The sequence below is a fragment of the Kitasatospora sp. NPDC056327 genome (genome assembly GCF_042261735.1).
In the GTDB taxonomy this organism is placed as follows: Bacteria; Actinomycetota; Actinomycetes; order Streptomycetales; family Streptomycetaceae; genus Kitasatospora.
The window spans coordinates 25,481-39,285 of the sequence record NZ_JBHJRC010000037.1; the positions used below are offsets into that span (position 1 = coordinate 25,481).

The following is a 13,805-nucleotide window of genomic DNA, read 5'->3' on the forward strand; positions in this document are numbered from 1 at the left end:
ATGACCGAACCCCCCGCCGCCCCCGTGTCCCCGCCCCCCTCCGGCTCCATACCGACGCCCACCGGCGCGCCCGTCACCGAGCCCGCCACCGAGCCCATGACCGGGCCCACCACCGACCGGACCGACCCCACCGGCGGCCCCCCGGCCCTCACCGCACGCCGCAGCCAGGAGACCCCGCGCACCCCGACCACCCCCGGCAGCACGGGAATCACCGGCACCCCCGGCACCCCCGACGAGACCCGCTTCGTCGCCGACCACCTGCTGGCCGCCGTCCGCGAGGACATCGGCCGGGCCGACACCAAGGCCTCGATCCTGCTCACCGCCGCCCTCGGTCTGCCGACCCTGCTGCTCGGCCGCGGCTGGCCGGACGGCCGCCCGGCCTGGCTCGCCGTCCTGCTCACCCTCGGCGCGGCGCTCTGGGTGGCCGGTGCCACCGCACTGGTGCGGGCGATCCTGCCCCGCACCGGCACCCAGCGTGACCACGAGAGCGTCACCTACTTCGGCGACCTGCTGCCCACCGGGGGCCGGTCGACGCTGGCCGACCGGGTGGCCGCGGCCGGTCGCGACCCGGTCGGCTGGCTGCTCGTCCAGGCCGTCGACGTCAGTTCCATCCTGGCCGCCAAGTACCGCTGGATCCGTTGGGGCGTCGGCTTCCTGGCGCCCGGCGCCGTCCTCACCACCGCCGGGGTGCTGCTCGCCTGAGCGCCCCGGCCCGTTCCCACCCGTCGACTCCCCGCCCGGCCACGCCGGCCGGGCGGGAGCACGCACCCCGATCCGGAGGAGATGACGGTGCTCCACCTGTCCCTCGCGCCCGTCCGCCGTCGCACCCCGACGGCCACCACCCGGCCGCCGCGACCACGCCGTGGCCGCCGCCGGGCCGCGGCCGTCGTCACGGCGGCCCTGCTGACCACGGGGCTGCCCGCCGGTCCGGCCCTCGCCGACCCCTCTCCCACGGCCTCGCCCGCGGCGCCGTCCACGTCGGCGACGGACGCCATCAAGCCGGTCAACTACGCCGTCGCCGTCGACGAGTCCGGCAGTCTCAAGCCCGCGGACCTCGAACGCGAGCGCGCCGCCGCCGTCCGGATCGCCCTCGGCGAGGTCCACCGCGCCTCCACGATCGGCATCTTCGGCTTCGCCAGCGCCGACCAGCCCGGCCAGCAGCCGGTGGACGAGGTCTGCCCGCCGACCGCCCTGGACGCCGCCGGCCGGGACGGGATCGGCGTCTGCGCGGCCAGGCTGCACAGCCGCACCCCCGCCGAGGGCCAGGGCACCGACTTCCCGAACGCCGTGCTGCAGGGCGTCAGCCGGCTGAGCACCGGGACCGACCCCGCCGTCCCCCGGGTGCTGTTCCTCCTCACCGACGGCAAGCTGGACGTCTCCGACAGCCCGGCGTACGGCGACCCGAGCCACCGCGCCGCCGCCGGCGAGGAGGCGCTGGCCCGGGCGCTGGACACCGCCAGGGCCGCCAACGTCCAGATCTGGCCGCTCGGTTTCGGCGCGGAGCCCGATGCCGCCGCCCTGGAGCGGATGGCCGCCGGCGGGTACCAGCAGGGCTGCGTCGACCTCCCCCTCGCCAAGCCCCGGGCCTCCGTGGTGAAGGACTCGGCCGCGGTCGGCGCCGCCCTGGTGGCGGCGTTCCAGGCCGCCCACTGCCTGCGGGGCGAGGAGGTGACCGGCCGCCCGCCGGTCGACCTGTCGGTGCGGATCTCCCCGCTGGCCACCATCGGCAGCATCGTCGTCGACAAGGGCGACCCGCTGGTGACCGCGACCTACTTCGACCCCGGCGGGAACGAGATCAAGGCCTCCGGCTCCGCCCAGGGCTCCGTCTTCGAGTTCTCCGGCCGCGACAAGGCCACCGAGTCGCTGCGGATCACCGACCCGGTGCCGGGCACCTGGCGGGTCCACCTGGACGCCCCCGAGGACCACCGGTCGCAGCTGGCCAGCGTCAGCGTGCTCTGGCACGGCGCCCTGAACAGCTCGATCACGGTGAACCCGCCGTCGCCGCGGGCCGGCGAGAAGGCCACCGTGACGGTCCGGCTGCAGACCCGCAAGGGCCTGGAGATCACCGACCAGCAGGACCTCAAGGACCTCTCCGTCACCTCCGTCCTCCAGGGCGAGGGCTTCCCGGCCGTCCCGGTCGCCCTGACCGACGACGGCGCGTCCCCCGACTCCAGGGGCGGCGACGCGGTCTTCACCGGCACCGTCACCGTCCCGGCCGCCGCGACCGGCCGCTTCACCGCGTCCAGCACGCTCACCGCCTCCGGCCTCACCGCCGACGAGAACCGCCCGTTCAACTCGGTGATCTCCCCGCCGGTGCCGCTGGTCACCGCCGGGTTCTCGCTGGACGACGACCCCCGCGTCCACCCCGGGGAGAAGCTCGAAGGCACCCTGACCCTGCGCAACGACGACACCGCGCCGCACACCCTGCGTCCGGCCGTCACCGACCTCGCCCCCGGGCTGCTGACGCTGTCCCCGGACTCGGTCAGGCTGGAGCCCAAGGAGTCCCGCACCGTCAAGGTCACGCTGACGGCGGGCGACGCCGACGCGTTCGGCCGGCTGCTCCGCGACTCGGGCCTCACCCTGGGCGGGAAGGTCACCGTCGCCGACACCTCCGACCGCGAGCGGGTCGTCATCGACACCCCGCTGTCCGTCACCGTCACCCCGCCGCCGACCTTCCTGGAGAAGTGGTGGTGGGCGCTGGTGCTGATCGGCGCCGTCCTGGTGGTCGCGCTGCTGGCACTGCTGGTCCGCTTCCGGATCAGGACCGTCCGCAGCTCCCCCGCCGGGCTGGAGCTGATCCTGCTGGACGACCACGGCCGCGAACTCGGGAAGCACACCGTGTCCGCCGGGGCCCGCGGCTGGTACGAGTTCGAGGTCAGCGGCATCGGCGGGCCGCACCCGCGGCTCGTCCGCCGGCCCGGCGGGGCCTACCGGGTGCAGCGCAGCCAGGACGGCGGCGCCGTGCTGCAGGTCCGCCGCGGGGCCCGCTCCCGGCTGACCCCGGGCAGCCCGGTGCCGCTCGCCGAGGGCCTGGGCCTGACGCTCGGCGCGAGCCGCCGCACCGGTCCCGCCGCACCGCCACCCGGCTCCGGCCGGCGGACGCCCGAGCCGGACCGGTCGGCACCGAGTTCCGACTTCCTCTGACCCCGGCCGCCGCCCGTGGCCGCGGCCCACACCCTCGTCCCACCCCACACCCGAGCCGGCCGCACCGTGCGGCCGGATGGAGGCGGAACCCATGAAGATCTTCCAGCCGATGCTGTTCGTCGGTCTGGGCGGCACCGGCGGTCTGGTCGGCGCGGAACTCGACCGGCGGCTGCGCGCCGAACTCTGCGGGCCGGACGGCACCGCACTGACCGGTCTCGGCGCGATGGCCCCCTACCAGCTCCCGGACTGCCTGCAGTTCGTCTACGCCGACTTCAGCGAGACCGACCTGGCACGGCTGCCGCACGCCACCGCGGCCCCGGCGCTGCGCCCCGCGTTCAGCCGCACCTCGCGCTCCACCCACGACCTGCTGCCGAACTTCGACAGCTCGCCGGACGTCACCAAGATGCTCCGCGCCAGCCTGCCCGAGGAGACCGCCGCCTGGTTGCCGCCGCGGCAGAACGAACCCCGGGTCACCCCGCTCAAGAACGGCGCCGGCCAGCTGCCGACCGTCGGCCGGGCGGGCCTGTTCGGCACCCTGCGCGGCGGCCTGGACCCGGTCCTGGAACCACTGATGCAGGCCATCGACGCGCTCGCCCGCTCCGGCGGGGTGCTCAGCCAGCTCGGCGGCGGCCCGGTCAACGGCTGCGACGTCTTCGTGGCGTTCTCCGTCGCCGGCGGCACCGGCGCCGGCATCTTCCTGGACTACCTCTACCTGATCAACCACGCCTTCCGGGAGAAGGGCTTCGACGGCGTCAAGATCTACCCGCTGGTCGTGATGCCCTCGGCGTTCCCGGCGGCGAGCGGCGGCGGCCGGGAGGCGGAACTGAACTCGGCCCGCGCCCTGGTCGACCTCTTCCGCCTGGTGGACGAGCAGAACGCGCCGGTCGAGGGGGCCGAACTCGGCGACCTCGACGAGGACCTGACGCTGCGCATCCGCTACCCGCGCACCGCCCCGGTCCGGATGCGCACCGGGATCCTGCCGACCGCCTTCCTGTTCAACCGCACCGCCGGCATCCGCCCGGACGACCTGCGCCGCTCCATGGTGTCGCTGGTGATGTCCCTGATCGGCACCGAGCTCGGCGACGGCCGCACCGCCCGCACCCGGGCCGACGACGACTACCAGACCTTCGCCGCGAGCTTCATCAACCGCGGGGTGCAGCGGGCCGCCAACTCACCGTCCGGCATCGGCCGGCGCGGCGTCTCCACCAGCCTGGTCGCCTCGATGACCGCGCCGGTGGACGAACTGGCCTCCCTGGTCTCCGGCCGCATCCTGCGCGCCTCCGTCGGCCTGCTGGACGACCGCGCGCGCCGCCCGGACCGCGCCGCCGCGGAGCTGGTGCAGCAGATGTTCACCGACTCCGGGCTGGAGGAGCTGCTGCTGCGGCCCGTCCTGGAGATCCAGCCGGCCGCCCCCGAGCCGCGCGGCAGCTCGGCCATCGAGGCCGGGCTGGCCTCCCGGCTCGTCGACATGCAGTCCGAACTCGCCAACCTGGCCCGCCAGGTGGCGGTCCGGACGGCCGACATGGCGAAGGACTTCGCCCCCCGCCGGGCGGTCGACCGGCTGCTCGCGAGCGTCGACCCGTTCACCCTGCAGCGGATCGTGCGGGGCGAGCCGCAGGACGCCAACGACCTGGCCCGGCTGGGCTTCCTCGGCATGCTCGACCAGCGCACCCACACGCCCCCGCTGCCGCCCGGCACCCACGAGCAGCCGCCGGTGGTCCCCCGGATCCGGCGCCGGATGGGCGGCCTGGCCCAGCCGCGCTGGGGCGACGAGGACGTCCAGGCCGTGCTGCGCGCCCAGGACGCCTGGTACCGCTGGCGCAGCCGGCAGTTGTGGCACGAGGGCTGGAAGAGCCAGCAGCAGCGCTGGGAGCCGGCCGCCCGGGCGCTGGACGCCGAGGTGGCCCGGCTCGCCACGGCCTTCCGCACCCACGCGAAGGACGAACCGCGGGCGTTCGCCGAGCAGTCCCAGACGCTCTACGAGGACCGCACCGGCGTCTCGTACCTGCTGCCGCCGCAGCGGGACCTGAAGCACTTCTACGACGACCTGGTCGCCCGGCTCACGGCCCGCGAGGGCCTGCCCGAGACCGAGGACGAGGCGGCGCTGCTGATGCGGCTGGTCGGCGGCGACGAGTGGCGCTCCGCCAACACGGTCAGCCGGCGCAGCCCCGGCAACGCGGTCGGCGAGGTCAAGGCGGCCGTGGAGGCGGGCGTCAAGCGGCTGTTCGCGGAGAGCGGGGAGCTGCTGGAGGAGCGCCCGCTGCTGCCCGCGATGGGGGTGCTGCTGGCCGCGGCGGCCGGCAGCGCGGAGGACGCCGAGCAGGTCAGCAAGGAGGCCCTGGAGCAGTTCGGCCGCAAGCTGGCCGGGCTGCTGCCCGCCGGGTTCGTGCCGGAGGGCACCGGGCCGCTGAAGGCCCTGGTGACGTACCCGCGGGTGAAGTCGACGGGCGAGGTGGAGGACTTCCTCCGCAAGGCGCTGCGGCTGCCCAAGGAGGCCCGGTCGGAGTTCCGCGGGGTCGAGACGCAGTCGATCACGGTCGTGCTGTTCCGCAGCGAGATGAGCCTCACCCAGGTGCCCGAGGCCCGCAAGATGCTGCGCCAGTGGGCGAAGGCGAAGGAGCACGAGCAGGCCGACGACGTGCTGCGCTGGCGCCAGCGGCTGGGCCACCGCGACGACTGGCTGGTCTCCACCGAGGCGGACCGCCGGCTGATCCTGCACCGGCTGCTCAGCCTGCTCTGGAACGGGCAGGTGGACGTGCTGGAGGGGAGCGAGGACTCCCCGCAGCTGATCCGGCTGCGGCTCTTCCGCGAGCGCGGGGTGGACGTGCCGGGCGTGCGGCTGCGGCTGGGCGAGCACCAGAACGGCGTCTCCAGCTGGGCCGAGCTGCTGCGCGCCTACGAGCGGTGGACGGTGCTGGACGACGAGCGGACGGTGGAGGACTACTGCAGCCGGCTGATGGCGGCCCGCCCGGCCGGGCTGACCCGCTCCGCGAGCCTGCCGGACCCGCTGTTCGTCCGGCTGGTCGAGCAGATCGCGCCGCAGCAGCTGCGGCTGCTGCACTCCCGCCGGGAGATCGGCGGGGAGCGGGTCGACGGCTGGTTCCGTCCGCTGTGGCAGTTCTGGGCGGACACCCTGCCGGCCGCGCTGAGGCTGGAGTTCAACGACCAGCGGGCCGTGCAGCCGAACCTGGAGACGCTGCTGGACGTCATCCGGCGCGGCGAGCTGTCCCCGCGCGCGGCCGAGGACGTCGACGAGGACGCGTACGGCGCCCACGGCACCCGGGTGCCGCCGGTGCGGGAGGAGGACGACTTCGGCACCGTCCGGCCGGCCGACCGGCCCGACGGGCGGGGTCCCGGCGGCCGGGAGCCGGCGGGACGGGAGCCGCGCGAGGAGCGCACCGGCCGCGCGGACCCGGTCGACCGGTCCGCCCGGGGCCGCGACGACCGGTCCGGCGCCGCCGGGCGCGGGTACGACGACGGCTACGGCACCACCGGCCGGGGGCGCGGCGGCGCCAATCCGTACGACGGGAACCCGTACGACGGGAACCCGTACGACACCAACCCGTACGACGGAAGCCCCTACGGCGACCGCGCGTTCCGGGACGGCGGGTACAAGGACGGCGGATACGTCGGCGACCCGTACGACGGGGACCGCGACGGCGGCCGCGGGTACCGCGAGGACACGGGGCGCGAGGGCACGGGGCGCGGCACCGCGGACCGGGACGGCCACGGCACCGACCGCGACGGCCACGGCCCGGACCGGGAGCCGTACGGCACCACCGGCCGCGCCGAGTACGACGACGCCTTCGGCACCACCGACCGGACCCCCGACTGGGACTGGGACCGCTCCGCGGACCCGGACCCGGAACCCGCTCGTACCGCCGGCCGCGACGCCACCTGGGACGTCCCCCGGGAGACCCCGCGCGACGCCGGCCGGAGCACCGGTCACGGCCCGGAGCACCTGGACGGTGAGCCCGCGTGAGCACTCCCCTGCACCCGACCGCGCCGGTCGTCCACCTGGACCTGCGCACCGACGAACTCGCCGGCGACGACCCGGCCGCCCTGCGCGCCGCCGTCGCCGGCCGGCTCGCGGCCCAGGGCCTGGCCCAGCCGCACGACCAGCGCTTCCTGGTGGTCGACACCCCCGCCGGACTCGACGCCCACCTCACCCGCTTCGAGCAGGTCATGGGCTACCGCACGCCCGGCCGGGTACGGGTGCTCTGCCTCCTGGTGGGCGGCCTGCCCGCGTACCCCGCCGAGGGCTACCCGGCCGAGCGCCGGCTGGTGCGCCCCTCGACCCTGCGGGCACCGGAGGCCGGCCTGCTCTGGGCCGGCGACCTCCAGGCCGGGCACGGCGCCGACGACCCGGCCGGGCCCGCCGACCCGCAGGCCCTCGCGGTGCTGGTCGACCTCCTCTCGATCCCCGAGCTGTTCGACGAGACCCTGGACCTGCTCGGCTCGCTGCCCGACGGGGTGGCGGCCCCGGCGCTGCGCGTGATGGAGCAGGGCCTCTCCCCGGAGGTCCGCGGCCAGGCCTGGAGCGAGGCCCTGCTCCGCTTCGCCGGCTCGCACACCGCGTCCCCGGCCGGCCGGGCCGGCGGCGGTCTGCCCAACACCCTCGACGGGCTGGTCGCCGGCGCCACCACCGGCGCCCCCTGGCGGCGGGTCGACGGCGGCGCGGCGTCCCGGGCCTACCACGAGGTGGTCGGCGCGCTGGCCGACGCCGAGGCCGAACTGGGCCTGCTCGGCGGCCCGTCCGGGCTGATCACCGGCGCCGGCCGGCGCGAGCTGGAGACCGTGCTGGCCCGCGGCCGGGAGAGCATCGACCGCTACGGCGGCCTGGTCGGCGAGGTGCTGCGCAGCGACGGCGGCACCGCCGGGACCCAGTCCGCCGCCGAGTCCGTCACCCGGCTGGCCCGGCTGGGCGTCGCCGTGGACCCGGCCACCACCACCGGCGAGCGGATCGGCGAGAGCCTGCGCGGCCTCGCCGTCGGGCTGCTCCGCGAGGGCCTGCCGCTGCGCTCGGTCGCCCAGCGGTTCGCGCTGCTCGCCGAGCAGGTCCAGCCGCTGTCCAACGCCCCGCTGCTGGCCGAGCTGGACCGGCTGCGGCCGACCGGCCCGCCCGAGCGGCCGCTGCCCGCGGACCCGCCCGGCGCCGGGGTGCTGACCGCGGCCGGGCTCGCCGGACTGCTCGGCGGGTTCTGGGCCTGGCCCGCGCTGCCGGCCGCGCTCGCCGTCCCGCTGCTCCTCGTGCTCGGCGTGCTGCTCGCCACCGTCCGGCTGCCCGGCGGCCCGGGCCGGGCGTCCGACGCCGGGCGGTTCGGCCTGTCCGCCCTCCTCGGGGCCGGGGCGGCCGACGCCGCCGCCACCGCCGCCGGACTCCCGGTCTGGGCGGGCGCGTTCGGCCTGCCGGTCGGTCTCGGCCTCGCCTGCTGGCTGCTGCTGCACTCCTGGCACGACCACGCGCAGCGGTGGGGCCTGGAGCGCGGCATCACGCCCCTCCAGAACGAGCTGAACGGCCTCGACGAACTGCTGGACCGCGCGGTCCGCGAGTTCTGGGCGATCGAGGAGCGCCGCTACTGCGCCAACGCCGCGGCCTCCGTGGTCGGTGTGCTGCGGGCCACCGCGGACGCCGCCGAGGAGGAGGCCACCCTCGACCTCACCGCCGAACAGCCCGAGGCCGCCGCGGAGACCGAGGACGACTGGCTCGGCCGCACCGCCGGCGACGAGGAGTCCGAGGACGCGGCCTGGGGGTACGGCGGCGACGGCGACCGGGACGGCTACACCGGCGCCGGTGACGACGACTGGACGAGCGTCCCGTCCGAGGACACCGCCGGCTGGACGGACGAGGCCGCGCCCGGGGCCTCCCACGGCACCGGGCCGGCCGCACCGGTCGGCACCGGGAACGGCACCCGGCCGGCCGGCGGCCCCGGACCGCGCTGGCTGTCGCGCGGGGAGGCGAAGGGCGGCCCCGACCTGGTGCCGACCCTGGCCGCCGACCTGACGGACGCCGCCCTGACCGCCCTTGAGCCCTACTGGGGCGCGGTCGAGGGCGGCCACGCCGGCGAGGCCGCCCAGGCCCGGATCGCCGAGCGGGTGCGCGAACTGCTCGCCGTCGCCCGGGACCACCTGCGCCGCAACGACATCCTGCCCGCCCCGCCGTTCGCGGCCCCGCACCGGGCGCGCAGCGGCCCGTCCGGGCTGCTCGGCATCGACATCCGCCGGGCCGCCGACCCGGGCGGACCCGACCAGGACGGCCAGGGCCTGCTGCAGCTGAACTCGGCCGAGCAGCTGGACCTGCTCAGCCGCAACCCCGCCGCGGTCGCCCTGATCCGCTTCGCCCCCGAGACCGCCCGCGAGGGCGCCGGGGGCGGCGCGGACGGCCGGCCCGCCGAGGAGGGCCGCGAGGTGCGCACGGCGGCCGGCCGCTACGCCGGGCGGCTGCGGCTGACCGCGCTGCGCACCGGGGTGGTCGAGACGGTCCGGCAGCGGCACGTCTCGTACGACGAGGAGGAGCAGTGGTGAGCACCAACGGGTCCGGCCCACCCCCGCGCGGCCCCGGTGACCCCGGCCGCCGCAAGGGCGTCGACCTGCCGTACCTGACCCCCGCCGGGCGGCGCCGGCACGCCACCGCGCGGTTCGGCCCCGACCCGGCCGGCCCCGCCCGGGGCGTCCCCCGGATGCGCAACACCCTGCTCGACGGCGGCGTCCGCTGCGTCCAGGTCCGGGCCGCCGCCTCCGACGAGAGCGGCGTCACCGAGGCCGCCCGGGACGCGCTCGACACCGAGGCGGCCGCCGCCCTGCGGCTCCACCGCACCTTCGGGGACACCGAGGCCGCCCGGCTCTTCCCCGTCGTGATCGGCTACGACCTGGACGTGGCCGAGCCGTTCGTGCTCTACCGCCCGCCGCGCGGCAACCCGGCCGAGCGGCTGCACGGCCTCGCCGGCGTCCAGCTGCGCACCATCGAACGGGACCTCGTCGACGCCGCCGCCCTGCTCGCCGGGCTCGGCCTGGTGCACCAGGGCGTCACCCCGTCCACCGTCCGCTGGGACGGCCGGTCCGTCCAGCTGTGGGGCCTGGACGCGGTGGTCCACACCGGCCGCCCCCGCACCCCGCGCGGCCCCGCGCCGTACGCCTCGCCCGAACTGCGCGCCGGCACCGGCCACAGCGACCCGCGCGACGCCCTGTGGAGCACCGCCCAGGTGATGTACCGCCTGGTCACCGGGCGGACCGGCGATCCCGACCGGGAGCCCGCCGACCTGACCGACCACCGCTCGCTCGCCCACACCATGCGGTCCTCGTTCGCGGTCCGCGCCGTCGACCGGCCCACCCCGGCCGCGCTGCTCGGCCTGCTCTCGCCCGAGCGCGGGCCGGCCGGCGGCGGCGCGCTGGACGGCGACGGCCTGGCTCCGCACCGCGCCGCGTTCGACCACGCCGTCTCCCTCAAGCGCGCCGCCGGCGGCGACCCGCCCGGCGGCCCCGGCGCGGACGGCGGCCCGCGCGGGTACGGCGCCGGGAGCCCGGGCACGGCGTACGGGTCGGCGGAGGAGGCGCCCGCCGAGGAGCCGGGGGGCGTGCTGTGCCCCTACTGCCTGGAGTACATCCGCTTCGACCCGGGCGCGCTCTACGCCCCCGATGCCGTCAGGGAACTCAAGCCCTACGCGTTCTCCGACAATCAGAACCCCCGGCTGCTCGCCGACGAGCTGCGCGGCGCCTTTCAGCTCTGCTCCGGCAACCAGGGGACGCCACCGCACCACATCCCGGTGCCCTACCTCACCAACGGGCGCCCGCTGACCGTCGCCATGATCGGCCAGTCGAACACCGGGAAGAGCCACCTGCTGACCCAGATGATCGCCGAGATCGCCGACGACCGGCTGAAGCCGTACGGCCTCAGCTGGCAGTCCGTCAACCCGGAGCAGCACGCCAGCTTCCTCAACGACCGTGTGGTACCGCTGCGCGACGGCAGGGTGCTCGACCACACCATCAGCCTCGGTGACGGCGGGCGCGCCCGCTTCGTCGAGTCGCTGCTGATCACCGATGCCCGCGGCCGGGTCCGTCCACTGGCGTTCTTCGACCTGGCCGGCGAGGACCTGTTGCGTACCGACGCGCTGCTGCGGTTCCTGCTCGGCATCGACGCCCTGGTCTTCGTCGTCGACCCCACCCTCGCCATGCCCCTGCCCCAGCTCGACGAACTCCGCGCGACGCTCCGCCTGCACGTCAACCGGGACGGCGACCCCGCGTTCGCCACCGCCCTGGACCGCATCCCCCGGACCGGTCCCTACCTGACCGTCCCGTCGGCGATCGTGGTCGCCAAGGCCGACCTGCTGCGCTCCGAGCCCCCCGTGGACCGCTGGCTGACCGAGCCCGGCACCGTCCCCCTGAGCCGCCGACGGCTCTACGAGGAGAGCCGCGACGTGTACGCCCTGCTGCACCGCCACGCCGGAAAGGCCTGGCTGCGTCCCTTCGACACCGCCCTGAACTGCACCATGCACATCGCCTCCGCCACCGGCGGCCGGCAGGAGGACAGCCGCTACCCGCGCGGCGTCCGGGCGCAGCGGGTACTGGAGCCGCTGATCTCACTGCTCGCGATGCACGGCATCATCGAGCTGGCGGACGGCCGTGCCGACGTGGAGGCAACCCGATGAACACCACCGGAGCGGACCGCTGCCTCGACCAGATCGTGTTCCGCTGGCAGGGCAACGAGGGCCGCCGCAGCACCGGCATCACCGCCGCCGCCTGGTCCTGCTCCCAGGACCGCGCCGACGAACTGGCCCGGGAACTGGCGCCGTTGCTCAGGGTCGACCGCGCGGTGCGCCCCAGCCTGGTCAGCACCGTCACCCAGCGCGGTGAGGCCGCCGTCATCCAGCGCTGGCCGACCAAGGACCCCGGCGGGCGGCCCAGCACCGCCTGCCACCTGCTGCTCGGCGACCCGCGCATACTCAATCCCTGGCGCGTCCTGTCCCTGCACGCCTGGCGGTTCAGCGACCCGCAGTTCGCCGAGGACACCACCGGCGAGTGCGACCGGGTCGCCTACAGCGTGCTGCAGGACGCCGCCGAGCAGGTCTGGAACACCCCGTGGAACCGGGCCACCGAGGACACCGACGCACTCGCCGTCGCGACCGCGAGTCTGCTGCGCCGTCCGCACGCCCGGCTCTCGCTGCGGACCGACTCCCTGTCGGACTGGACCGCGGCCCGGTCCGTCACGGTGATCAGGGGCCTGTACAAGATCTTCGGCCCTGACTGGCTCCCCCAGCCGTGGACCTTCGCCACTTACGACGTGACGGACCGCCACGACCTGATGATCACCTGGGTCTCGGACTGGGCGACCGACTCCGGGCCGGAGCATCCGCGGTCCCGGCTCGACCCCCGGCGGCCCGACGCCGACCGTGCCCACGATCTGGGCACCCGGCTGGTCGACCACTGGCTGGACCTCCACCCGCAGGAGACGGCGGGGCTGCCGCTGCTGACCGGGAGCGGGCTCCGCGACGCCGCGAACCTGCCCGCCGAGGAGCGCCTGCGCCGCCTCGCCCGGGCCCTCGGCGCCGCCCCGCGCCCCCGCCCGCAGCCGCCGGCGTACACCCCGCCACCGGACCCCGCCCCGCCGATGCCGCCACCGGACCCCGGTCCCGCTCCGGGCCCCACCCCGCCGATGCCGCCACCGGACCCCGGCCCCGTCGACGACCCGGACGACCCGCCCCTCTACCTCGACCACCCGCCGGCGCCGCCGCGCCTCCACGACCTGCGCCGGGAACTCGTCCGCCCCGGCCCGAACGACGCCGCCCTCCACTACCTGGTCGACATGAGCGAGGGAATCGCCGACGAACCGCTGCTCGACATCCTGCGCGAGGAGAACCTGCCCGACACCGCCACGAAGCGCCTGCTCCTCCTCTTCCGGGAACGTCTCCACCGGCTGCCGCAGGATTCGGACGAGGTGCACCGGTTCTGTGCCGAGGTCCTGCACCAGCGGCTCTTCCTCTTCCGGTCCGAGGACACCCCGCCCGGCCGGCCGGCCGCGCTCGACGACCAGACCGTCCGGCGCGCCGCCTGGCTGTTCGGCTGGGCCGTCCTCCCCCACACCCGGGACGTCCGGCACGAGCCCGCGCTGCACCGGCTGTTCGCGTCCCTGCTCTCCGACGACAGCCCCGGCGAACACGCCCTGCTGCGCCGGCTCCTTCCCCCGCCCGGCCCGGACCGGCCGGTCCCGGACCTGCCGCCCGGCGTGTGGCAGCTCCTGCTCCACCGGCTCCCGGCCGGTGCGCTCGCGGACCGGTACCCCGACCCGGCCCCGGCCCCGCAACCACCGCCGCCGCCTCCTCCGCCGCCGCCCCGCACGCACCACCACCCGCGGCCGGAGCAGGAGCCGACGCCCGCCCAGGTCCCCCCACCACCCGCCGCTCCCCCGGTCCAGGCCCCACCGCCCGCCGCCGTCGACCGGTCCGGTTACCGGCCCGGCCACCAGCCCGACCAGACGGCACCGGCGGCACCGGCGGCCCGGCAGCCGGACCGTCCGCCCGGGCAGTACCCACCGCGGGAGACGGACCAGCAGCCGCGGATCGTCGCCGTCATCGTGGTCCTCGCGGTCGTCCTGCTGGTGGCCGGCGCGCTTCTCGTGATGAACCTGAAGTGACCCCTCCCGGGGCCGGTCCGGCGACGCCGGACCC

General features: G+C 76.5%; 6 protein-coding genes. All 6 read left to right on the forward strand.

Annotated features, from left to right (window positions below):
* The 6 genes from ACFCX4_RS08400 (at position 1) to ACFCX4_RS08425 (ending at position 13,771) form a co-directional block, all read left to right on the forward strand.
* Positions 1–702: a Pycsar system effector family protein gene (locus tag ACFCX4_RS08400; RefSeq protein ID WP_376139850.1), complete on the forward strand. Its 702-nt coding sequence runs from the start codon at positions 1–3 to the stop codon at positions 700–702.
* An 87-nt stretch (positions 703–789) separates the two neighbouring features.
* Positions 790–3,144: a VWA domain-containing protein gene (locus ACFCX4_RS08405; protein WP_376139851.1), complete on the forward strand. Its 2,355-nt coding sequence runs from the start codon at positions 790–792 to the stop codon at positions 3,142–3,144.
* Positions 3,145–3,235: 91 nt separating this feature from the next.
* Entirely contained in the window at positions 3,236–7,126 is a 3,891-nt protein-coding gene (locus tag ACFCX4_RS08410) for a tubulin-like doman-containing protein (protein ID WP_376139852.1), read from the forward strand.
* Positions 7,123–9,669, forward strand: coding sequence for a hypothetical protein (locus ACFCX4_RS08415; protein ID WP_376139853.1), 2,547 nt, complete (start codon positions 7,123–7,125; stop codon positions 9,667–9,669). The genes ACFCX4_RS08410 and ACFCX4_RS08415 overlap by 4 nt, the downstream gene beginning before the upstream one ends.
* Positions 9,666–11,789: a hypothetical protein gene (locus tag ACFCX4_RS08420; protein WP_376139854.1), complete on the forward strand. Its 2,124-nt coding sequence runs from the start codon at positions 9,666–9,668 to the stop codon at positions 11,787–11,789. Before ACFCX4_RS08415 ends, ACFCX4_RS08420 begins: the two co-directional genes overlap by 4 nt.
* Positions 11,786–13,771 (forward strand): hypothetical protein, encoded by a 1,986-nt coding sequence (locus ACFCX4_RS08425; protein ID WP_376139855.1) that lies wholly within the window; start codon positions 11,786–11,788, stop codon positions 13,769–13,771. The genes ACFCX4_RS08420 and ACFCX4_RS08425 overlap by 4 nt, the downstream gene beginning before the upstream one ends.
* Positions 13,772–13,805: the final 34 nt, after the last annotated feature.